The sequence below is a fragment of the Thalassotalea sp. PLHSN55 genome, from assembly GCF_052030545.1.
Lineage (GTDB): Bacteria > Pseudomonadota > Gammaproteobacteria > Enterobacterales > Alteromonadaceae > CANMXU01.
In genome coordinates, this window is record NZ_JBPDIH010000010.1 from 1 (window position 1) to 24,662 (window position 24,662).

Consider the following 24,662-nt stretch of genomic DNA (forward strand, 5'->3'; position numbering starts at 1 on the left):
ACAAACTAATTATGGCTCTGTCTTTTTAAGTTAACCCACGAATGGAGGCTAGCCTCGTGGGGAGTCATTATGTCTATGCCCAAAGGAACTGACGATCAATGAATCAAGATTGGATTCTTCAAAAAAAGGAAACACGTCGGACTTTTTCAAAGTCTACTTGGGTGCCTTTGAGAGCATCAATTAACGATGAAAAAGGAAACTGCAAATATATAGGGCACGTTGGCGAGTACTTTGGTTGTGGTTCTGTAGCATTTCCTCCAGAGCACAGAGAAATAGCAGAAAAAGCTAGCTGGAGTGACATTGGTATTGGTTGTACTCCTCAACCTTATGCCTATGAAGATGGCTATTATTCTACAATTGAACAGTACCAATGGAATGACAAAGAACCAATCGGAATCCATCTTATATTTGAGCACCCTCAACCTGTAGTTGGCGGAAGTTTATGGATATTGAATCCTGACTTAGTAGTAGCGCTTCGTCTTATTAAAGAGGGAAGTAACTGGGTAAGGCCAGAAGAGAATTTTGTAGTAGTAGCTCGGGAGGTTCTCGATGACAAAGGGGAACAGCGCCTCATCGAAATAAAAAGAGAGTTTCTTCTCGACTATTTAGCGGCTAGAAATTTATCTCTAAAGCTATCGTACTATCGACAAAGAGTTGAAAACGTACCGACACTTGAAAACAGCGAATATGCTGACCTGAAAGACCACCAAGAAGAAAGGGATGGCGGCCGATATGAACTACTTATTCGCAATGTGAATGATGTATTTGGCGGTAGTTGGGCAATGTTTCGTGCTTGGCGTACAGATGTAGACGAAGAGGAAGACGCTCCTGTAATGGGGCCCGAAACAAACGAAAATACTGATTATGAAAAGTCTGAAGGAAACAAGTCCGGTTATGATGGTGTACGGGTGGAAGGAGAATTTTGGCGGGATGAATGGGTTGAACACCAAGGCATAAGCAAACGCGTTAGAGGGGACGCTGATACAAATCTACCTCAATTCATAGTCGAAACTGATAGTACTCGTATCGCATCAGCTGAGCTAAACAATGAAGACGTTGGAAGGTGGCTGTGGTTTCGTTCAAGTATTGTAAATGAGCTGTTGGGGCTTCGAGGCTTCTCACTTGAATGGTATACAGCCGAAACAGGTTCTATTCACTCAACGTCCGGTTATCGAATTCACTTTGGAGTAAACTCAGCGGATTTCATTACTGTATATGCTTATGACATCGCCCGTCTGCCTTCATGGGAACAGCACTTATGGGCCGCACATAATGCAGTCCCAGAGGGCAAGGTTTCCAGTGAGTTGTTAGATTCTCAAGTTAAGGCTCAACCCGCATCCACACATGCAGTAGAGGAGTTACTTTTCGAAGTAATGCGCATGCTGGAGAATGGATTTAAGCAAGAGTTTAATGTTTCTCTTTTCTCACATGATATAGACCGTGAAGAAGCCTTAAAGAAAATATCCAGATTCGAAAGTAAAGATCAGGCGTCATTGCTAAGGCTAGCAAAAGAAATTGTACGCGTTTTCTCTGACCGGCTTAATGTCAAAGAGTTGCGGGCGTTATCAGTACATGCGAATAAGGATAAACTTGGCTCAAATAAACTACTTCAAGACATACTATCCCAGAAGGTTGGAGATGATGCTGCTCGTAAAGTCTTTGGTCCAATTGTGGGTGCTTATGATATGCGAGTAGGTGATGCACACCCGACAAGTTCAAAAATCGGAGAAGCCTTAGAGCTTGCCGGAATTGACACTGAAAATTCGTATTTAAGGCAAGGGCAACAATTGATTTCCAATGTTGGGCGGTCAATTTGGTGGATTGGTAAGATGATGTTTGAAGACCCTAAAAAATGATGAGGCCCGCAAGATGGCATAACAAGGCGCTGCTGTCGGACAAATTTTCCGCTGTGCTACAAATTTGCCGCAGAGCGCAGCGTTATTCGTTAGTTTAGGGTACCGATTCTAACAAGTCATTAAATCAGGACAAAAAACAGCTGGTTTTTTACTCGTGCCTTGCTAATTTTTATGAAAAATAGTTTGCTTGGTTTTGATTCGCTAGACATTTTAGCAAACTATTATTTGCCTCTAATAGCGTTTGTTTAGAAGAGTTAATTGATGTTTCGAAATTGGTTAAAGATAATCGTAGCCTTATTTTTCCTTACAGGTTGCGCTGAAAGAGTAATAAATATTACTGATAATGAAGGGAAGATCGTCGGCGGTTGTAATGCCGGTTTTGATTGGCATATTTATGGCCTGCAAGACTCTATTGATTATATGCTCTATGAGTGTGCCAAAGATTCAATAGCTAAAGGTTTCTTAATATCAGATGAAAGGCTTCTTACTCTTGATTTTACGTTACCACAACTTCCTGAAGGCAAGCAGTGGAATGAGGCTTTGCATGGCGTTGCACCACTTCCATAAGGGATGTATCAGCGAAAGAAAACTCGGTTATATTCTTGCTGCTATAGAATACGAATATCAAAAGGTTGCTTGGTCAGCAGAAGATGATTTAGCTCACGGCAAAATCAGTCAGGCTGAATTCAATCGAATAATCAAAGAAGCCAAATTTAAGTGGCTTGGCGAATAAAACACATAACAAGCCCATGAGTGCTTTTAGTTTATAATTTGGGTATTTATTAGCTAAGGTCAGTAATGTGTCAGTCGTTATCTTTTCAAACTAAGTTGTAACTGCTAGCTTTGGTTGGCAAGAAATAGTCAGGTTTAGTTGAACGCTCTTTACTAAACCTGACAGACTTGGTTATAAATTTTGTTTGCAGTATTAATTAGTTTCTTTGGAAAAACCTTGCATGTCTTCCAATTCAACGCCTTTCGTTTCATGTACATACTTGATCACAAAAATAATCGAAATAGCGGCACATAGCGCGTAAATACCGTAAGCACTTGCTAGGCCTAGTGAACTCAGCAGTAATGGGAAACTCATGGTGATTAAAAAGTTACTAAACCACTGGAAGAAACCTGCAACAGCAAGGCCTGAACCTCGAATTTGATTCGGGAACATTTCGCCTAACATAACCCACATAACTGGTCCCCACGACATATTAAAGAATATGACGTAAAGGTTAGCTGCAACCAATGCCAAGGTGCCCATTGAGTCTGATAATGATACAGCGCCAGTAGCATCGAGTGAGCTGGTTGAAAATGCAAATGCCGTTAATGCTAATGTTATTGCCATGCCAATAGAGCCAAAAACCAGTAAGGGTTTACGTCCTATTTTATCAACGAGTAATAGCGCGACAACACAAGCGAAAATACTGACTAGTCCCGACACTGTATTGATAAACAACGCATCACTTTCTGTAAAGCCAACCGATTGCCACAATACTGCGCCGTAGTAAAACACAACATTAATGCCTACCAGTTGCTGGAAAGTTGCTAAGCCGATACCAACCCAAACAATTGGGCGTATTTTCCTAGTGGTTTTATCAATTAAATCAGACATTTTAGGTTTATGGTGATCTGATGCTAAAGAGGCGTCAATTTCGGTGAGTTTCTTCTGACCTTGGGTATTGCCATATAGCTTTTTCAAAACGACTAAGGCGTTTTCTTTATTACCTTTAACCACTTGAAAGCGAGGACTTTCAGGAATGAAAAACAACGCAACTAAAAAGATAATGGCAGGGACAAGCTCAACCCAAAACATCCAACGCCATGTTTCAAAACCCAGCCATAGTGTATTTAATGCTGATCCTGAAATTTCAGCTAATAAATAATTACTTAAAAAAGCCGAGGTTAAACCAATGATGATGGCTACCTGTTGAATAGAAGATAAACGGCCGCGATAAGATGCGGGTGCAACTTCACTAATATAAGCAGGGGTCATCACACTTGCCGCGCCAACAGCTAAACCACCCACGATTCGGTAGATGATAAATTCAGCTGAACTGGTAGAAATACCTGAGCCCCAAGCTGAAATAACAAATAGTATCGCGGCAATAATTAGCATTGTTCTACGACCATAAAGATCTGCTAATCGACCGGCAGCAGCGGCACCCAAAGCGCAACCAAGTAGCATAGATGCGACATTAAATCCGGTACCGGCAGCGTCTGAATTAAAAGCGACTTGCAGGCCTGCAACTGTGCCGTTAATTACACCGCTGTCAAAACCAAAAAGGAAACCACCTATAGTGGCAACGCAGCTTATCAGTATGATAAAGCGAAGGTTTTCGGTGTCCTGTGTAAGGGCTGTGTTCATGCAATATTCCCATTAATAAAGTTGTTTTTATTGTAATTACGTTAAATGCTTAGTGACTCATCGATGCTAAGCCGTTTAGTCATTTAACTGGTTGTTATATATTGTTTTATTTTATTTTTTACGCATCCGGCAGCGGTTTGTCGGATTTTATTTAGCACACAATAATGAGCTAGTGTGATTTATTATGCAAGTAAATGATTTTTGTTGTCTTGGTTTATAGCATTTTTAATAAGTTGATCGGTCAGTAAGTTATTATTTTTCTGTGGTTATTCTAGTTTCAGTTACTGGTCAGCTAAATTGTTTGAATTGAACGCTGTTGATTGGATTTGATTTTTTGTGGTACATTGTTAATCATAATGATTATTAATTAACAATGTTTTGCACTTAAAACAATTGTTACACAACAGGAATAATGTAAATGACGTTTGCTAAAAACAAGGCGATTGGGGTATGTAGTTTGCCACTACTATTTGCTGCCACAGGTTGCACCATTGATAACTCGACAACAAAAACGTTACCGACCGTAGTGCTACAAGAAGCTAAAACCGGTAGTTTTGGTGATCAAGGGGATGGCACATATATTAATCCTATTTTGAATGCTGATTATCCCGATTCAGACATTGAACAAGTCGGCGACACTTATTACATGATCACCTCTAAGCAGCATATGTCTCCGGGGATGCCTATTTTGGAATCTAAAGACATGGTCAATTGGACTAACGTTGGTCATGCGTTTCCTAAATTATCGTGGGCGCCAGAATATAATGCTGATCGTATGAATGGCTATTCATTTGGTACTTGGGCAGGTGATATCGCTTACCACGAAGGCAAATGGTATGTGTATCAAATTGATTATCAACATGGTTTGATGGTGACCACCGCTGATGATATTCGCGGCCCGTGGAGTGAACCTATCATGATGTTACCTCATGCTGAAGTGTTAGATGACCCAGGCGTTTTTTGGGATCACGAAACGCATAAAGCTTACGTTATCATCAATACCGGTACTAAGCATAAAGGCCCTGAAAATACGATTGAAGGTAATGAAAATCGCATTTATGAAATGAGTTGGGACGGTACTAAAATTTTAGATGAAGGCAAACTTGTTTATACCGGCATGGGTGCAGAAGCGGCTAAAATTTATAAGATTGACGGTACTTGGTATATTTTTATGGCGCAATGGACCATGGGAGATAAATCTACCAAGCCTGGCGTTAAAAATCCTAAAAATGACCGTAAACAACTCGTGCTTCGTTCAAAAGAAAGTATTTACGGCCCTTATGAAGTCAAAACGGTATTAGAAAAAGGTAAAGAATTTAACAATCGCAGTGCGAGTCAAGGCGGGCTAATGCAAGCACCCGATGGCTCTTGGTGGTACATGCATCAGCTTATTCAAAATGACGATATTCCTTTCCAAGGTAGACCACAAGTACTTGATCCTGTGACTTGGGTAGACGGTTGGCCGATTATTGGTTTTGATGAAGACAATGATGGTATTGGTGAGCCTGTTAAGCGACACAAAAAGCCGATTGACGGTTACCCGATTGCTGCGCCAAGTTCAGATGACGATTTTTCTGCTGAACAATTAGGTTTCCAATGGGAATGGAATCATAATCCAAGAGACAGCCATTGGTCATTAACTAAAAGACCCGGTTGGTTGCGCTTAACGGCGAGCAAAGTGCTACCTAATGAAAAAGGTTACGGACCAAAAATTAATGAGTGGACCAATAATGACGGCTCAGACTCTGATTTTTGGCGTGCTAGCAATACCTTAAGTCAACGTATAATGGGGATCACCACAGGTACTGCCGTTGCTAAGTTTGATATTTCAGGCATGCAGCCTAATCAGCTAGCGGGTTTTGTTCGTTACGGCGGCGTATTTAACCTACTTGGTGTGCAAATGAATGAGCAAGGCAAGAAACATTTGTTTTATATGGACCCAATGAGTAATAAAACCCTTGGCCCTGAAATAACGGGCAACGACTTATATGTGCGTACATCGAATGCCCGTAACCAAGCTACTTATGAATATAGTTTTGACGGCAAAAGCTTTAAAGCATTTGGTCCAACGTTTACCATCGCATTTGGTAAATGGACAGGTGATCGCTTAGGTTTCTTCTCATGGAATGAAAAAACTGACCAAGATGCCGGATATATTGATGTTGACTGGTTTACTTACGATTACGACGGCCCTAAAGCGGCGAAGTTATCGCGCTAAGCGATAGTTTTGTTATTATTCTCTTTCAGTAGAGCAATATGTATGTCGCCCAATGGCTTAATATTATTGCTTGCTGAAAGAGAACAGCCCCTAGTTTTTTTGCTGATATATTTTTTTTATATCGACACCAAAAGTTAATACGCTGATCGGATACATTGATTTTGGCAAAGAAAAGCTAATTTGGCTTTGATAGGTTTTCGTTGATTGGTCAAAGACAATGTCGCTAACGTGTACTTTATCAATGCCATGAGTATTAATGAACTTTGGCTCATCTCCTTGATATAAATCTGTCGTCGCTTGGCTCATAGCGATAGCATAGCCATCAGTATCTATTGCTAAAATCTCGGTAATAGTTTGGTTAGCGCTAAGTTGCTGTTCAAATAAAAACTTACTGAATTCAGAATTCATTATCAGCTCATAAAGATCACCGGCCCCATTGCTTACTTCACTGCGCCATTGGTTATCTATTTTTTCACTATAACTTTGCGTAATTTCATTTTGTAAAAGTGACTGAGCAGGGTGTAAGCGTAAGTAGTCGACAACTTTTGTTAAATACGACTGGGAATAATCTTTTAACATAATTTTTTCATCATTAGTAAGTCTTAACGACAGGGGAGCGCAAGCAGAAATAGACTGGTTGAAATGATGAATTAAATTGGCATGTTGAGTTAATACATTATCTGAAAATGCTAGGTGTTGTGATTCATACTTTAAAAACAGCCAGTAGTTGTTTGTCGCATTTAGAATATCTTGAAATTCAAGGCTTTCATTGGTTAGGTTTTTATCAACTATGATGATGTCGACTCTGCCGGCTTTGAACATTTCCAACAGCTGTTTTTGTGTTGTTACTAAGGTGTTGACGGAATAGTTATTTGCTAATAGCCAAAAATGTTCTGGGCTACCTCGTACTGCGCCAATGTGCTTTTTGTCTGAAATCTCAGTGCTGTCTGTTAATTTGTAATTGGATAGCCAAAACCACTTTTTAATTGAAACTGGTAACGTTCTCGTCGACTTTTGACTTTCTGCAAAATTAACCGGAAACACACCATCAATGGTATTTTTATCTAATTCAACTAGCGCCCGTTTGAGCGGGTAAATAGCAAAAGCAACCTCCATGTCTAATTGGTTAAAAATACATTCAATAGTATTAATTGAAATACCTTGAATACTATTATCTTCTACCTGCACATAAGGAGGCGAGTTATAGCTACCAAGCAATAAAGAGGGAAGGGTATTTGCTGTTGCATATGTTGCCAATAAAAAAGTGAATATATAGGTGACTAAATACTTCATTCCACTTTAAACCTATCAATTCCGGCTTCAATATTTTGTGTTAACAATTGCATTTGGCTTGATGCGTTATTTGTTTCTGACGAAATTTCTTTAGTGATGATAATTTGTTCATTTAAATCATGTAAATTGCGATTAATTTCATCGGTGACGGCCGTTTGCTCTTCAGTCGCTGTTGCTGTTTGAATAGACATATCGCTTACTGTGGTTACGCTACCTAAAATGCTTTCTAACGATAACTCTGTTTCTTTAGATAATTCAACGGTACTTGCTACCTTGCTAAAGCCGTCGTCTATTTGTTTTACCACATTAGATACTCCTGACTGTAATGATTCGATCATTTTCTGAATACTGTCAGTAGACTCTTGAGTTTTCTGAGCAAGCGAGCGTACTTCATCAGCAACAACAGCAAAACCTCGACCTTGCTCACCAGCTCTGGCCGCTTCTATGGCGGCATTAAGTGCTAATAGATTTGTTTGATCAGCAATGCCTCTAATAACATCGAGCACACTTGAGATGTTTAACGAGTCTTCAGACAATTGTTTGGTACCTGTAGAAGCTTCTTCAATGGTTGTATAAAGCTGTTCTATTTGCGTGACCGATTCACCAATTTTAGTGACACCTTCTTTCGAAAAGGTCATCGCTTTTTTGGTTTCGTCAGCTGTTTTTAAGGCAATATTTGCTAATTCTTTTGTCGACATACTCATTTCATGAACTGCACTTACGATCATGTCTGAGGCGGTATTTTGCGTTTCAGCAACTTTTTGTCCTTTTTTAGCAGATACTTTTAATGTTGTACTACTTTCCGATAAATGGCTTACGTCATCACGTAAGCTAATAATCAACCCTTTTAAGCTTTCAACAAACTCATTAAAGGCTTGTCCGAGGTGGCCTATTTCATCATTTTGTTTGGTTCTGATTTTATTGGTTAAATCGCCGCCACCAGAGGTAATATCATTAATACCTTCTTTTATTTCGTTGAGTCGTTGCAGCAAGAGTTTTTGGCTATAGATGGACGTAATTACCGTGACAATAATAATAATGAAGGCGAGTACTATGGTGATTGTTTTAAACTGACTATTTGACGCAGCAATTTCGCTTTTTAATAATTCGGCTTTGTTAAAGGCGCGCTCGCCAGCCTGATCATAAATTTTTCTTAATGCAGAAAAATGTTGTTCAGAGCTAGTATTAACGATAGCAATAGCGGCCTCGTTGCCACTATTATTTTTGGCCGTGATAACTTTTCCCACTTCGTTAAGCCATAACTGATAACGTTCATCAAAGGTTTTTAAGGCATTTAACACGTCTGGGTAATCTTTCATTAATTGGCGGTATTTATTAAAACGTTCTTTTGCTTGTTTTGCGTTTTCGTCAATATCGCTAAGAAAACTCGCTGCACCTGAACTTGAGTTTGCCAGTTGAATTTCAGCAACTCTTGCTTGATATAAATCTCGATCGGCATTTAATACGGCATTAATGGCGGGCATAAATTTTTCAGGAAATACGTTGGCATCGCTTTCTAACTTACTTGTTAGTAAGAAATTTGCATAGGTCACAGTAACAAGGGCGATTAAAGCGACAACCAAAGGTATTGCGTATTTAATTTTTATACTTAAGTTATTAAACATATCAAGAGTAATTTTTTTATTAACATAGTCTTATAGATAGTTTATAGACCTAAATAGATCAATGTATTTCCCTTTTTATTTGCGTGCTAATCACCTATTTTCTAACCGCTATTTTGTGTGTTTTTGTTTTATCTAAACTACTTTATCTGAGCGACATTATCTAAATGTGTCGTTAAGTACTTTTTGTAAACCTTTAAGTGATTGCTGCACCGTTTCTAAACGTGTTTTACCTACATGGGTTTCTTCTTGTTCAATCACTAACCACTGTGTGCCACCTTTGGTATGCAGCGCATTAACTAACCGCGCCCAATCGTAATTGTCTTGGCCAATCACCACTGGCACGTTATTGGGAATTTTAGCCATTAGCTTTTTATCGGCTGTCGTTCTTATTTTTATATGAGCGGCTAACGTGCGATTGGGGTAACGATTAACGTAGGTTAAGGGATCTACACCAGCAAAGTTTGCCCAACCAACATCTAACTGCAGCGCAAAATTTTTCGGCGTATTTTTGGCGAGATGATCCCAAAATGTTTCCCCTTGAAAACGGGAGAATTCTTTGGCGTGATTATGATAGCCTAAGGTTAAGCCGTATTGATTTGCTAGCTCTGAAAGCATTGTTAGCTCTGCAAACAGCGCTGGCATTTGCTTTGGGTCGTCAATACGCTCGTCATGTGGAATAAAGATGAGTTTTGCCCCGAGCGCCTTAAAGAATGCGAAATGTTTTGCGCCTTGCTCACCGCGCAATTGTTTTACACTAATATGCGCGCCACTGGCTTGCAATCCTATCGAAGTTAAAAATTGTTTTAGCGCAGTAGGGTCGTCTTTATAGGGTCCGTACCTGCCTGCAAATTCAACGCCGGTAAAGCCCATATGCGCGAGCGCGGTTAGGGTGCCGTTAAAGTCTTGCGTGATCGCGTTTTTTACTGAGTGCAGTTGAACACTCACTAATGGCGTTTGCATTGCTTTTGCCATTAGGCTGGCACTACATAATAGGCTGGTTATCAATACGGTAATGATTAAGTAGGTTGTTGGTCGCATAATTGTTACGTCCCTTATGTTGATAGTTGGCTGCGCTTTGCCTTTTCGATTTTTTTTGGTTTTTTCAAGGTTTAATTTTTGCTCATATCATTGGCCTGAACATAGCGCTGATCGTTGAGCTAAGTTAAGGACAACTGCGAAGCTGTCCTGTCTTTCATGCTAGCCAATAAGCGTACATTGCTTCACTGAGCTGATGTTGACGCGAAACTAGCAAGTGAAAACTTAGACTTTGTTCGCTCTGAACTGACCGTCATGCCATAAGTACAATTGTTGCGCTTTACCTTTTCGCACATTAATAATTAATGCAACTGATTCTCCTTGGTCATTTTTCACTGCTCGCATCTGTATTTTTCCCTTGGCAATGGCAAAGTAGTTTTGTTCAATTTGCCAAATTTTTTTGTTGTCTTTTGACGTTGAAACTAATTTTGCGATAGCAAATACCGTTTCTCTGTCGCTATTTTCATAGCTCAGTGCGGCGATGTTTTTTCTATCTTGTTTACTTGGGTTGGCTAAATGTTCAAATGAAAATACCGTGTTTATCTGTTTGCCAGCAATCGTTTTCACTATGCGATTTGTGGTGCCAGGCATAGGTAATCCTGTTTGCCATTGGCCTTTGTCAAACTTTGCCATACGCCATTCTCTATAGGCCAAGGTTCGCGCTTCATAAGCGGCGGCTGGCGTGCCATCATCAAGTATCAGTGGCTTGGTATGAAAAGTGGTTTCATTGGCTTTTTCAGAGTCATAAACTAGGGTTTGTTGATTAAATGCGTGTTGGGTTAACGGCAAAGTTAGCTTTTCTTTATTGGCGTTATAAAAGCTGTCGTCACGGGTATCTAAGGTCATGTAATAAAGGTTTAGACGGTTATAAAGAGGTTTTGGGTGGCTCTCGTTAAAATTACAGGCATGCCAAAGTGAGGTAATGGCGATTTCCGTATCAGAAATTTTAAGCGGGTTAATGTATTGCGTATCAACATTGATCGGATCTGATTTTTGCGGTGTCGGCCAGGTAATAACAACGGGTGGCTCGAAGGTTTGTGAGCCACTTTTCATTTTATAATAAACCCAAGGTGATTTATGTGTGCCAGCACGGGTGAAGAAATAAATATCACCATTTGCCATTTTGTAACTGCGTGTATAAGAGGCAAAGGGTGAAATATCTTGTTTTTCAACAAATTCACTAAGATCGTATGGTTGAGTCGACACCACATGTTTCATTCGACCGCCTGCGTGAGGGGTATCGATAGAAAAAGGGTTTAAGCCGTCTTCTCGTTCACCGCCATGGCCGCCAAACACAATGTGAATATAACCTTGGTCATCAACTTCAATGATCGGTCTGCCGTGGCTATCAATTTTACGTTCACCCTTTGAAAGTGTGCTATGACCGGCTTTATAAGCGCCGTCCCACTGCTGAGTTTTCAGGTTATAGCTTGCGACATAAGGATCTGTTAAGTGGCCTTGATAGGTAATATAAAGCGTATCACCATCTAGCTTATGCCAACCGGTATTGGCATTGCCAGCAAGGTTTTCGGTAAACGCATTGGCAGGAAGCTTAGGTAGATTACTTGGTTTTACCCATTTTTTTCCTAGATCTTCTGGTGGTAGGTTATATATTTGGTTGAACTTTTTACCTTGAGTAAATGCATCATAAATGGGCTGAAATTCAACATATTGGCCATAAAGGTATTGATCTATTCGCCAGCGCCAATATTCATTGCTGTACAAAGTTTGCTGTGCTTGTTCTTTTTTCAGCATGGCAAATGTGGCGTCGTGATGTGAATGCTTAATGATCAACGCCGCTCTTTTTTCAAAGAAGGTTTGCTCGCTCATCGTTGCCTGTGCAGACGTTAAACATAGTGTAGTAAGCAACGCTGCTATTATGTAATTTTTTACTTGTTTCATCATTTAAATATAAACTCATTAACTAAATTTTGTTGTCGCCATTAGTGCTTCGCTTTGTTATTGGTTTTGTTTTCATAAGTTCACGCATTATTTTTCAGACGCTAAGTCATAAATCATTGCGCCAGCTAATAAAAAGGCACCAGCGCCATATATTTGTGTGCTGTCGTAGGCAGATTCGCCAGGCTTATCGCCAATTTGCTGCACATGCCCTAATTTGCCATCAGGGTGGATAAACGAGGTCAGCGCTGACCATGCTTTTTCGGTGCTTGGCCAAAAGTCTTGGGCGCTTAACAATCCGTTTTTAATTCCCCATGCAAAGGCATAGGTAAAAAAGGCAGTGCCACTGGCTTCTTTGTTGGTCATTTTTTCATGGGCGAGTAGTGATGAAGACCAGGTTCCGTCTTGCTTTTGTAGCTTTTTAATCGCGTACGCCATTTCGATAAAGTGCTTGGTGTAATAAGCACGGTTTGGGTCATTTTTGTCTAACAACTTAATGCTATTGGCTAAACCTGCAATTACCCATCCCATGCCGCGCGACCAGAAAATTTGTTCGCCAAATTCGCCTTTCAGGTCAAAGTAGCGACTGTCGCGAAAAACTAAATGTGTTTTGGTGTCGTATAAATAATCTAAGGTGGCTTTAAACTCTTTATGCGCGTAGTCAGCGTATTTTTTCTCACCAGTGGCATTTGCTAGTGCAAACCATGTTGGCGGCGACATAAATAGCGCATCGGCCCAGCACCAACGTTGCTGACAGTCTGATTTGTTTAGGTTAGTTTTTTTGCCGATAAAAGCTAAATCAACCTGTGGGTCAGCAGCCAAAATTTTGTCAAATTGCGAGCGGGTATGAGCTAATAGTTGCTCATTGTTTTGATGATTTTGATAATACCAAAGGTAGGTTTGGCCAATAATATGATCGTCGGCGTGAAAAAGTCGATTGGCTAGTTGCCATTTTTCTTGTTGGCCGATCATGCCAATCCATTTTGCATAGGTTGGGTTATTAGAGCGTTCTGCTATGGCAGCCAACCCGACATAAAATGCCCCTTGGATCCATTGTTTCGGATTTTCTGAAGGTTTGCGACCACGAGTTGCGTAATCGGCTTTAAAAAGGCGCGGTAGCTGCCAGTTCGCCACTTGCTCCATGTATTGCATGGTTTGCTTAGCATCAGGATAGTTTATATCTGTTGCCGGCACTTGAGAATCAGGTGCGAGTTGATTCTGTGCACTGACCACTTTTGGAAATAGTGCACCCGCAAATAGGGCTGAAATAAAAAGTGGTAATATAATTTTTTTAATCATTTAAAACTTAACCTTTTGTTTTTATTCGCTTATTTTTTATGGTTTTATTGTCTTAGTTATTAAGCCAACAAACGCTTTTTGTTGTAAATTAGGGATATGTCACCATTGAAGGGTATTTCTGTTGTACTGCCCAAGGGTGGTCAATATTGCTTAGTAGCATGCCTAATGCTTGCTTGAGCATTTTGCTGTCTTGTTCAGGGATTTGTTCAAGCGTTAGCGATTGCAGTTGATACGGATCTTTTTTGTTGTCAAATAAGGCAATTAACTGACCATTGGCATTGAGTACGTAGGTATATTGATGTGTACGTACGCCAATTTCATTGGCTTTACCGTAATATAAACTGGCGTTAGGCGCGGCATTATTTTTTCGACTTTGGCTTATTAATAGTTCACTACGATCTATGCCGTCTAAATTGTTTGGAATTTTTTCTTTTAGGTCAACTAAAGCCAATATAGTTGGCATAAAATCAGGCACACTGATAAGCAAATCATTAAGATGAGGCTTAAGCTTTTTTGGGTAGCTGATAATTAATGGAATGCTGAGCGACTCTTCATAATAGCTGTTTTTAGACATTTTGCTGTGGCTACCCATCATCTCTCCATGATCAGCGGTAAAAATCACTAGCGTATTTTCATCTAAGCCTTGGTTTTGAAGGCTTGCCATCACTCGGCCAATTTCTCGATCAATTAAGGTGATCATTGAAAAGTGAAAGCGAGCATATTTTTCAGCGGTTGCAATGTTGACATTACTGCGGTTTAACAGCGTTTCAATGGCAACATCTTTGTAAAACTGGTTATAAATTTGCTCGTCAGTATCTGTTAGGTTTTTGTATGGGCTATGGGGGGGATCCATCGTCCACAATAACGCAAACGGTTTGTTTTGGTTGCGTTGCTCGTGGCTATTATTAATGTAATCAATAATGACATTGGCTTGGTCTACTGCCGAGTAACGTTTTGGGTAAAAGGGTTGTCCGTCGTTTTTATTGCTTATTTTTTTATCATTGGTATACACCACCGGATTGTTATGGTTATGCCCTATTGATTGGTACCAATATTCGATGCTTTGTCGCGCCGGACCTGGAGGAATATAGGTGTCGTAACGGGTGCCTTTAAAAAAATGCCCGCCTGGCGCGGTTGCTTTTCCAACGTAATTACTTTGCCCATCAAAAAGTGGGTGATTATTGTGCCAATGGCCTTTTCCTACCAAAGCGGTGTTATAACCTTCATTGGCTAACACATTGGTCAGTGTTCTTACCTCGGTTTTTAAACCAGTATTGGGTCTATCGGTACGAGTATTATTGGTGACACCATTTTTGTGTGGAAATAAGCCCGACAATAACATGCCTCTAAAGGGACTACATAAAGGGTAGTTAGAAATCGCGTGATTAAAAACAACCCCTTGATTAGCGAGATTGTCTAAATTTGGGGTGATGACATAATCACTCTTGCCATTAAGCGCGTGTTTAAACCGACTTTGTTGCCAAAAGCCCATTGACGCGCGACGCATTTGGTCTGCGACAATAATAATAATGTTTGCTTGTTGTTTACCGTAAAGCGGCTTCTCTAGATTGTTCGAGTTGGTGCTTGCCAAGCTCTGCGAATAAATACAGCAATGTATCAAGCCTAAAACAATAAAGTAAAAGCGAGTTTTCATGACCAAAATCCTGTTAAGAGCATATAAAAAAAGCTTAACAATGGGTGAATGGGGAAATTCAGCATTGTTAAGCTTTAATCAAATGAAAAGTGATGACTTTTCTATATCAAGATTTTTAGAAGTTGTAGCTCATGCTAGCTTCAAAAATACGTCCTGTATAATCAACACGTGATATTGCTCTATCATCGTAACCCCATGACTCTTTACGTTTTTCATCAGTTAAGTTGTAACCACGTAAGAATACTTTAAGGTTTTTGTTAAATTTATACGCTGCTGATGCATCTAAACGTCCGGTTGCTTGCTGCGTGCGTGGAAGCAAACCTAAGTACGTATTTGTTGCTTGTAACAAAGAATCATCTTTCCAGTTATAGGCTAAGCGGAAAGAGTAACCGTCATTTTCGTAATAACCAACAATGTTAAACGACTGTGGCGCAACCTTGTATAGTTTGTTATTTGCATCGCCAACTTCTTCTTCAGCTTCTTGGTCAATGTAGGTGTAGTTAAATACACCACCAAAACCATTCCATGGGTAAGGTAAGAAGTCTAATTTTTGTTGGATAGCAATTTCTACACCAGTCAAGGTAATATCGCTGTCACTGTTCTTTCTTTGATTAACAGTAACATCACGAATTTGCAATTCACCGTTGGCATCTAAATGCGGCTCGTTTTGAGTACAGGTAAATGATTCTGGACCCGTTTGGGTATAGGTAATATCACTGGCAAGTGCATCAATAATTACTGGGTCGCCTTCAGGACATGATTCGTTGTCTGTGTAGAAGAAACCTGTAATTACTTTTTGGAAAACGCCTACAGATATCGCACTACCGTCACGGTTATACCACTCTAAAGATAAATCGATGTTCTGTGCGTCGTAGGGCTTAACAAGTGCCGATGGTAAAGTTACGGTTGCCGTTTCGTTACCACTACGTAAGTCTGTTGTTGGTGTTAAAATACGTAAGTTTGGACGTACAAACCCTTCACTATAGGCAGCACGTAATACAACATCATCGTGCAACTCAAAACTGAAGTTAGCTGATGGTAACAAGTGATCGTAATCATCTTGTATTGTTGTTGCGACAAGAATGTCACCTTCTGGGTTGTTTCGGTCACGTTTGAAACCATCAAATTCATTGTCTGTATAAACATAACGTAAACCAAGGTTACCTGAATACGGTACGTCTCCAAGTTCACCGGCAAAATCAGTCATTATGTATGCGGCACTGATATTTTGCTCTGCAGAAAAGTTTGTTGCATAGCGCTGTGAATGAGGGCCAACTTTACGTTCATAAAAACCACTTGGATCAGCAATTACACCATCTTCAATATCTGCTAAGCCGTCTTGCAAATCCGCGCGTAAATCTAAGTTATCAACAGTTAACCAGCCACCGTCAACACCAAATGCGCCATCGTATTCACCGTTAAAGAAGCTAGACTGACCGCTTGATACTAATGGGTTGCCTTCTACTGTCGCGTTATTGATATTGGCAAGGTTAGCACCACCTAACGTGATTTGCTGATCTCGGTTATCTAATGATTCAATACTGTGGCGTACACCAAACTTGAATGATTCAAAGCGTAATACATCGCCAAAACCAATATCAACGTAGCGCTGTGCGTTAAATTCAGCACTTGAAACTTCGCGAACTGGGTTGTCAACACGACCGGTTAAACAGAAAGTTAGCTTTCTATAGTCATTCAATACATCTCTTTGTGATAAACAACTGGCACTTAAGTTGTCAGTTACTGACCAAGGAATAGAGAAGTTGATATCTTCAAAACCAGTACCGACTACTGACGCACTATTAATATCACCATAAGCTGCATCAATTGTGGCATCAATTCCCGTTGGGATCACAGGAGAACCACCTTGCGCTGGGCTGTGATGACCTTGCACACGAAAATCTAAACCAACGTTCATGAATTGGTTTTCAGATTTTGAATGAGTTACAACACTGTTAAATGCCCAGTTATCCGTAATATAGTCACCGTATAAGAAGATACCTTTAGACTCTTCTAGGAAAGTTGTTTCACGGTTAGTAATTTGCCATGAACCGTCAGTGATGTGGGTTTTGGTAACACCGTATACATCTTGACCGTCTTCATTGGTGTCGTATAGGAAAGGTGCTGTATCCATATCAGGTTCGATTTTATGAAACATATCGTTATTACGCGCGTTTCGTGCATTCATACCTGAAGAAAAAGCCGCATCTTGTTTTGTGCCGCTATCTAGATCACGTTTTGTATATAAAAGGTGAGCACCTAGTTTTAAATCTTCAATCGGGCGCCATTCAATGTTACCGGTAAACGAGATTCGGTCACCTTCACTGTATTCTGTAACATTTCGGGCTTGTGCTACACCGCGTACTTCGGCTTCGTCTGGAATATTCCATTTTGCTTTGTAAGCGTCAATTGTGTCTGAGTTACTGCCACGTGTTCCGCCACGTGGGTGCTCAAGACCAATCGTTTCCCAGTCGGTAAAGTTAGCGGTATCTCGGCGGAAAGTTTGTCCTGAACCTGCGGCTTTAAAAGCGACAGCAAGTTTATCTTCAATAATGTGCTTAGTGCCTGAAAGTTTTATTGTTGGATCCCAGTTTTTAGTTAGCTCTTCATAACGAGAACCCATACTAATATTGAAAAGGCCATCTTTTTTGCTTAACGCTTGCTGCATTTTTTTATCAACAGTACCGGCAATACCGCCTGCCTGCATGTCTGCCGTTGGCGACTTAATTACTGTAACACCGTCAAAAACACTTGATTCAAATGACGAAAATGGATTTGATGAACCAACGTCACTGTAACTACGACTAGGAGTTGCAAAACCTTGACCAAAAGCTGTTGTTTTAACAAAACCGCCACTTAAACCACGTAAACTAATTTCAGATTGACGACCTTCACCAGAGCGTTCAATTTGTACACCTGGTATAACTTGTAATGCTTCACCTAAATCTAATGCTGGTAGAGCATCGATATCTGTTGCTGAAATAGCATCTACAATTGAATTCGCATCTCGCTTAGTTAGTAGTGCTGATTCTAAAGAACTACGTACTCCAGTTACTTCAATAACTTCTACTTCACGTTCTTTTTGTGCTTGTTTAGCTAATGCTGTTTGAACTTCTTGAGCGACGATTGTAGGAGAACTGATTGCCATCAATAAACCCGCTGCACCGTACACTAAGCCCCGATTATTCTGTTTTTGATTCTTTAGAGTAGTTGTCATTATATCTCTCTCTTAACTTTCTATTTTTTATTGTAGTTACTAAACCCTGTTATATCTCATATCGATAAAACTATAACGTTACATTATGAAACACAAACTTTCAGTAAGTGTCATAATCAAACACTAATGGTCAATATTAAACATAAACACACGTATAAAGCAACAATATGATTGCTTTTTACACATTTATTTAGGTGATAGTAGGTATTTTTGCCTGGTTATTAAGGGGAATTTTACCGATTACGGGTTGGTTTGTATTATTTAAGTTGTTGTTATTAAGTATTTTATTTTGTTTTTGTGGATGGAAGGGGGATTTCACAATTTAATTTTCATTAAATTCGTCACTGTGACTATTAATTGACTAATTTCGACGTCACACTTGTTTTTTATTGGGTGCTCTCACTCTAACTCTATGAAAATAATGGTTATAATTGTATTTTTAGTGGTGTTTTTTTGATGTTTATACGGCATTTAGTGTCAAAAACTGGCGAATTTGCGTGTATCAATCTAGCTTAAATTGTTGCATATTATACAAATATCCTGTTATCTTTTGTCATTAACGCTCATTGGTGATCATTTTATGAGGTTGTTGATTATTTCATGAGGAATGTTAATGCATTTTTTACAAAAAATACTGACGCTATCGACTTTCTTCGTCTTGCTCGTTGGTTGCGCATCTAATTCACCTAGCCCAGCAATCAGTTTATTAGATAAAGATTTAAGTCAATTTCACAACATTTATCCGCATGGTGAAGCGGTTTATAACAATGGCGAGCTTATACTTAAGTCGACCGATAATTGGTTTTTTACCACGAAAAAGACTTATCGAGACTTTGTATTAACCGCAGACATTAAAATGCCAGATGTTGGTGAATACAGTAATTCGGGCATTATGTTTCGAGGTCAGGCAGTTGAAACGCCTAAAGGTACAGCAGCGATGGGGTATCAAGCGGAAGTTGACCCGAGCGCACGTCAATGGAGTGGTGGCTTTTATGATCAAGGTCGTCGCAAGTGGCTGCATCCATTACATAAAACACGCTCTCACCCTGATGAAGATTTTATGATGAATTATTTGCCGCAGTGGACGCCAGAAATGGCCAATGCCTATCAGCACTTAGCGTGGAATACTTATCGTATTGAATGTCGGGGCAATGAAATTAAAATTTTTGTTAACGACGTTTTAACAACGCATGTGCTCGATAACAAAGCACAGCAAGGCTTTATTGGCTTTCAACATCATGGCAGTAAAGTGCTAAAAGCGACAGGCGCAACGCAAAATCTTGTGCGTTTTCGTAATATCTATATAACAGAGCTATCAACAAATCACTAAAGCGTTTTGCTAAACGAGTCAAATTAAGTGTAGAAGTTCAGCAACGAGCTGATAACAAGAATAAAATAACTATAAACAAGTATTCGAATGAAAGTGATATTCGAGGGATGATATATGTCGATTCAACAAATGTTTAGTAAAAAACATTTACCTAACAGCACCGCCAACAAACTCATTGGTAAACCATTAAGCTTTACTTATACATGCATTATAGGTTTGTTTTTATGCATGTCATTAACTGGCTGTAGCACAGATAAGCAGCAAACTGTTTTACCGAAAAGCCCAGTGAAACTGGTTGTTGGTGAAGGTTTTGAAAATCCGCTTGGCTATTACGAACAAGCCCCACGCTTTTCATGGCAACTGGCTGCTAATAGCAGCGCAAAATTTCAATCGGCTTATCAACTTCAAGCGGCGAGTACAAAACAGCGCTTTGATAACAGCCCGGATCTTTGGGATTCAGGTAAAATTATCTCGGCGCAGACCTCTTGGGTTCATTACCAAGGCGTGGCGTTAAATTCTCGACAAAAAGTCTATTGGCGTGTTCGCGTATGGGATGAAAACCAGCAAAGATCTGCATGGAGCGCAATACAGTCACTGGAGTTGGGTTTATTATCTCAACAAGACTGGCAAGCAAAGTGGATAGGGCACCCAGATACTGATCTACAAAAAGCGCCAACGCCTGAGTTACTCGCCACGCCACAATATTTGCGTAAAAGCTTTATTGTTGAAGGTGATGTTAGCAGCGTTAAGCTATATATCACTGCAAAGGGATTATTTAAGCCATATATCAATGGTGCGCAAGTGGCCGAAAATGATGTAATGACACCAGGTTGGACGCCTTATGACAAGCGCATTGAATCTTTAACTTATGATGTTACCGATACTATTGTTCAAGGAGAAAATGTCATTGGTGCAAGCATTGCTGGTGGTTGGTATGCAGGACGTGCGTTTGATCAGTTTGAGAAAGATCATAAAAAGCCGGCGCGTTTATTAGCCCAGTTAGAAATTAGCTATGCTAACGGCAAAAAAGAAATTGTCGCAACTGACAACACTTGGTCGGTGACACAAAATGGCCCGATTCGTTTTGCCAGTATTTATGATGGTGAACGCTACCAACAGTCGTTAGAAATGCCGGGTTGGGCGCAAGCGAATTTTGACGCAAGTCAGTGGCAATCGGCTAAAGAAGAAGCGCTTGATACAGGTGTTGCGCTTACCCCTAAACGTCATGCGCCTATTCGCATAACCGAGCAACTTGCTGTGCAAGAAATTGTACGTGCCGATAACCAATCCGTGATTTTTGATTTTGGCCAAAACATGGTGGGTGTTCCCAAAATTAACATTCCGGTTGTTGCTGGCAAGGAAGTTAAAATACGATTTGCTGAAGCATTGCACAAAGGTGAGTTTTACACTGAAAACTACCGTACTGCCCATTCAACCGACTATTATTACCCAAGTGCTAGCGGCAACATTGAGTACCAGCCTACCTATACTTATCATGGCTATCGTTATATCGAAATTTCAGGTTTTGATGAGAGTCAAAAGCCCGAAAAATCGTGGGCAACGGCAATGGTTCAACACTCCGACGTTGATATTCATGCTAGCTTTGAAAGTTCACACACAAAATTGAACAAGCTCTCGCAAAATATTGTTTGGGGTTTAAGAAGTAATTTTTATGATATTCCACTTGATTGCCCACAGCGAGATGAACGTCTTGGTTGGACTGGAGATGCGCAAGTATTTGCCACACCGTCAATGTACATGGCCGATGTTTACGGCTTTTGGTCAGCATGGCTGCAAAGTATTCGCGAAGAGCAAAAAAGTGACGGAAAAATTCCTCTGTATATTCCTTTTGTTGACTGGAAAATTCAATGGACTTCGTCAGGTTGGGGCGATGTGGTCACTATTATTCCGTGGGAGCTTTATCAGGTAACCGGCGATAAAACTATTTTGGCTGACAACTATGCAATGATGCAAGGTTGGGTAAAATACCATCAGAAAAAAAGCCAAAACCTTATTTCGAACATGATGACGTTTGGTGATTGGTTGCAACCTTTTCCGAGCAACTTAAAAGAAGGTGACAATGGCAACCGTGGTAATACCGATTTCAATTTAATTGGCACTGCCTATTTTGCCCGCTCGGTTGAACTGACCATGAAAAGCGCAGCTGTGTTAGGTAAAACCGACGATGAAAAAGCCTACGCCAAGTTGCATCAGCAAATCAAACAAGCCTTTGAGCAGCACTTTTTTGACCACGAATTAAATCTTAAAAACGGTATTGAAACACAAACTACCTATTTATTGGGCTTAGCGTACGGTTTATTTCCACCGCAAAAGCAGGAGCTTGCGGTGAATAAACTGATTGCTTTGATCAACGCGGCTGACTCACATTTACGTACCGGCTTTTTAGGTACACCTTTATTAACACAAGTGCTACAAGATGCTGGTCGAAGTGATGTTATATACCAACTTCTGTTTAAAGAAACGTATCCGTCATGGTTTTATTCAATTAACAATGGCGCAACCACCACTTGGGAGCGTTGGAATTCATACTCGCTTGAAGACGGTTTTAATTCGCAAGGCATGAACTCACTAAACCATTACGCATACGGCACAATATCGCGTTGGTTCTATGAAGGGATCTTAGGTATAAAAGCTGCAAAACCGGGCTTTGAAGCGATTACTATTGCTCCGCAATTTGGTCACCAACTAAACCAAGCAAGTGGCAGTTACACCACGCCGCAAGGAAAAGTTTCGGTGAGTTGGCAAACAGAAAATCAACAGCTAGCAATGTCGGTTACTGTGCCTAAAAATACCGTTGCTAATTTGGTTTTACCTAGTGTGAAGTTATCAAAAATCACCTTTAATGGCGTGGCAATGGCTAATAAACAGCTGTCTGAATTACCGCCAGGTAAGTACGAAATTCACGGCGATTTTTTATAACGCCTTGTTATTAATTTAAAAACTGTAAGTGAAGGCGCGCTAATGAGTGCGCTTTTTTATTTCTGCTAAAAAATTATTTAAATAAAATCATATTATGCAATAATGAATCATTATCAGTCTTTTTTGGTCTAATATGCTCATAGGTGTTGGTATAGCACTTAATATGAAGAGTGGGCATTAGTGAATATTTGATTTAGGAAACAAGAATGAAGATAAATTACAGGGTGTTAACTGGTAAGCTTGCAAATAGTGGTAGGTTAGTTGCGTCGTTTTGCACATTAGCTTTACTGTTTAATGCTGGTCACGCGTTAGCAAATGTTAGCTTAGAAAATGAAATAAAAATTACCGATGGTGCGTTGCACTTTGATGGCCGAAACCTTGATTTTGGTAATTTTAACTCGCCCGACAGCACGAGCGATAAATACGATTATTTTTTCGGGCCGAATATCTCAGCGCACGGCGACAGTGTTAAAGCCTACAAAGATTATATTTTTACTACCTGGTATCGCGGTGGCAAATACGACCGTCATGTTATGTTGTCGCGCTACAATAAAAAAACAGGCGTTGTTAAATCGATTGAATTTCCTCATCAGCATACTGGCTTTCGCGGTGATCCGCTCGTGGGCGAATCTCACAATACCATCGCGGTGGCGATAAGCCCGATAAATGGCACTATTCACTTACTTTACGATATGCACGCTTATGACGATACCAATCATAGCGGTAAGTTTAAAAACGACTATTTTCGCTATTCATACTCTGTTGTCGGTGCGGCTGAAGTAGAAGATGACGCATTTACTTTAGCGCAATTTGTTAAAGACACCAGTAGCGTTAGCCAAGGTGCAGATGATTATAAACACCTAGTGATGACGGGAGAACTGGCGGATAAAAGTAATTTTGCCCGACTCACTTACCCAACATTTTTCACTAATGTTGACGGTACTTTGCTGTTATATATGCGCTTAGGTGGCAATAATAATGGCGCTTATGTTTTTAATCGATATAACGCGGCAGAGCAAAAATGGTCTACTTTCACGCAATTTAACGAAAAAGACCAAACGCTTTTCGGCAATGCTTATAACTGGGGTCTTTATGGCCACATGAAATATGTTAATGGCAAACTGCGCGTAGGATTTCAGCAGCGTAGCGCAAACAATAACGACAAATATACCTATCAAAATGGCGTGTATTACGCCTATTCAGATCATAGTGAAGGTGCTGGCGACTGGAAAAATCATCGCGGTGAAAGCATGACGTTTCCGTTAGTTAATGCTGACGAAATTAAAGTATTTGAGCCCGGCGATTACATCGAGCATCGCGAAGCAAACTCTGTACACATTGTTGGCTCGTTCGACTGGACCGTTACCGAGCGTGGCGACATTCATATTATCAGTAAAGTGTATTCCTCCGATCGTAATCGTGCTGATTATCAAGAAATTTACATTCATTCATATAAACCCGCAGGTGATAACGAGTTTACGCATACAACAGAATTTGCTGGTGCCTCAAATATTTATACCTCGGGTGACAATATTTACATTATTGGCTTAACTCCGACTGGTTTCCCTTATGTTGAAAAGGCTATCGGTGGCACTAATGGTTTTACCCGCGTATATGAAGCAACCGACGGCAAGCGATTTGACCACGGGCGAGTGCACATAAATAACGGCAAGCTTTATTACTATTTGATGGAGAAAAAATCAGGCACCGCGCAACCACTGTACGTTCAAGTCATTGATCTTGATATAGGCGCAGTTGCACCTAGCCCAACTTCTACACCAGACGGTAACGTATCAGGTGATAGCCCAACAGGCGAAAGCTCGAAAGATGGCAGTTCATCAAGTGGCAGTTTTGGCGGCGCAGTTATTCTTGGATTAACTCTGTTGTTTGGCTTGCGACAAAAAATGTCAGTTAGTCACTAAGGGCTAGCAACTATA

15 protein-coding genes are annotated in these 24,662 nt (G+C 40.2%); 7 read left to right on the forward strand and 8 right to left on the reverse strand.

Annotated features, from left to right (window positions below):
• Positions 1 to 98: 98 nt before the first annotated feature.
• The 3 genes from ACRRSQ_RS17180 to ACRRSQ_RS17190 all read left to right on the forward strand — a co-directional run bounded on the left by ACRRSQ_RS17180 (position 99) and on the right by ACRRSQ_RS17190 (position 2,589).
• Positions 99 to 1,856, forward strand: a complete 1,758-nt coding sequence (locus ACRRSQ_RS17180) for a hypothetical protein (protein ID WP_440877009.1) — start codon at positions 99 to 101, stop codon at positions 1,854 to 1,856.
• Between the two features lie 261 nt (positions 1,857 to 2,117).
• On the forward strand, positions 2,118 to 2,423 hold the full coding sequence (locus tag ACRRSQ_RS17185) for a hypothetical protein (protein WP_440877010.1): 306 nt from the start codon (positions 2,118 to 2,120) through the stop codon (positions 2,421 to 2,423).
• The gene (locus ACRRSQ_RS17190; protein ID WP_440877011.1) at positions 2,401 to 2,589 is read left to right on the forward strand and encodes a hypothetical protein; all 189 of its coding nucleotides are present in this window, start codon (positions 2,401 to 2,403) and stop codon (positions 2,587 to 2,589) included. Before ACRRSQ_RS17185 ends, ACRRSQ_RS17190 begins: the two co-directional genes overlap by 23 nt.
• A gap of 192 nt (positions 2,590 to 2,781) precedes the next feature.
• On the opposite strand, the gene ACRRSQ_RS17195 is transcribed toward ACRRSQ_RS17190, so the two are convergent.
• The gene (locus ACRRSQ_RS17195; RefSeq protein WP_440877012.1) at positions 2,782 to 4,215 is read right to left on the reverse strand and encodes a sugar porter family MFS transporter; all 1,434 of its coding nucleotides are present in this window, start codon (positions 4,213 to 4,215) and stop codon (positions 2,782 to 2,784) included.
• A 418-nt stretch (positions 4,216 to 4,633) separates the two neighbouring features.
• On the opposite strand from ACRRSQ_RS17195, the gene ACRRSQ_RS17200 reads away from it, so the two are divergent.
• Complete coding sequence (locus ACRRSQ_RS17200; RefSeq protein WP_440877013.1) at positions 4,634 to 6,433, forward strand: glycoside hydrolase family 43 protein; 1,800 nt, start codon at positions 4,634 to 4,636, stop codon at positions 6,431 to 6,433.
• A 90-nt stretch (positions 6,434 to 6,523) separates the two neighbouring features.
• Here ACRRSQ_RS17200 and ACRRSQ_RS17205 read toward each other — a convergent pair whose 3' ends face one another.
• From ACRRSQ_RS17205 to ACRRSQ_RS17235, 7 genes are all read right to left on the reverse strand, one after another.
• On the reverse strand, positions 6,524 to 7,726 hold the full coding sequence (locus tag ACRRSQ_RS17205; protein WP_440877014.1) for a hypothetical protein: 1,203 nt from the start codon (positions 7,724 to 7,726) through the stop codon (positions 6,524 to 6,526).
• The gene (locus tag ACRRSQ_RS17210; protein WP_440877015.1) at positions 7,723 to 9,351 is read right to left on the reverse strand and encodes a methyl-accepting chemotaxis protein; all 1,629 of its coding nucleotides are present in this window, start codon (positions 9,349 to 9,351) and stop codon (positions 7,723 to 7,725) included. Before ACRRSQ_RS17210 ends, ACRRSQ_RS17205 begins: the two co-directional genes overlap by 4 nt.
• 156 nt (positions 9,352 to 9,507) lie before the next feature.
• On the reverse strand, positions 9,508 to 10,389 hold the full coding sequence (locus ACRRSQ_RS17215; protein ID WP_440877016.1) for a sugar phosphate isomerase/epimerase family protein: 882 nt from the start codon (positions 10,387 to 10,389) through the stop codon (positions 9,508 to 9,510).
• A gap of 222 nt (positions 10,390 to 10,611) precedes the next feature.
• Positions 10,612 to 12,291 (reverse strand): BNR-4 repeat-containing protein, encoded by a 1,680-nt coding sequence (locus ACRRSQ_RS17220; protein WP_440877017.1) that lies wholly within the window; start codon positions 12,289 to 12,291, stop codon positions 10,612 to 10,614.
• Between the two features lie 84 nt (positions 12,292 to 12,375).
• Complete coding sequence (locus ACRRSQ_RS17225; RefSeq protein WP_440877018.1) at positions 12,376 to 13,584, reverse strand: glycoside hydrolase family 88/105 protein; 1,209 nt, start codon at positions 13,582 to 13,584, stop codon at positions 12,376 to 12,378.
• 88 nt (positions 13,585 to 13,672) lie between these two features.
• Entirely contained in the window at positions 13,673 to 15,238 is a 1,566-nt protein-coding gene (locus ACRRSQ_RS17230) for a sulfatase family protein (RefSeq protein ID WP_440877019.1), read from the reverse strand.
• A 115-nt stretch (positions 15,239 to 15,353) separates the two neighbouring features.
• Positions 15,354 to 18,455, reverse strand: a complete 3,102-nt coding sequence (locus ACRRSQ_RS17235) for a TonB-dependent receptor (RefSeq protein ID WP_440877020.1) — start codon at positions 18,453 to 18,455, stop codon at positions 15,354 to 15,356.
• Between the two features lie 613 nt (positions 18,456 to 19,068).
• Between ACRRSQ_RS17235 and ACRRSQ_RS17240 the strand changes: the two genes are divergently transcribed.
• The 3 genes from ACRRSQ_RS17240 (at position 19,069) to ACRRSQ_RS17250 (ending at position 24,647) form a co-directional block, all read left to right on the forward strand.
• Positions 19,069 to 19,785, forward strand: coding sequence for a 3-keto-disaccharide hydrolase (locus tag ACRRSQ_RS17240; protein WP_440877021.1), 717 nt, complete (start codon positions 19,069 to 19,071; stop codon positions 19,783 to 19,785).
• Between the two features lie 114 nt (positions 19,786 to 19,899).
• Entirely contained in the window at positions 19,900 to 22,725 is a 2,826-nt protein-coding gene (locus ACRRSQ_RS17245) for a family 78 glycoside hydrolase catalytic domain (RefSeq protein ID WP_440877022.1), read from the forward strand.
• A 206-nt stretch (positions 22,726 to 22,931) separates the two neighbouring features.
• Complete coding sequence (locus ACRRSQ_RS17250; RefSeq protein WP_440877023.1) at positions 22,932 to 24,647, forward strand: BNR-4 repeat-containing protein; 1,716 nt, start codon at positions 22,932 to 22,934, stop codon at positions 24,645 to 24,647.
• Positions 24,648 to 24,662 lie beyond the last annotated feature (15 nt).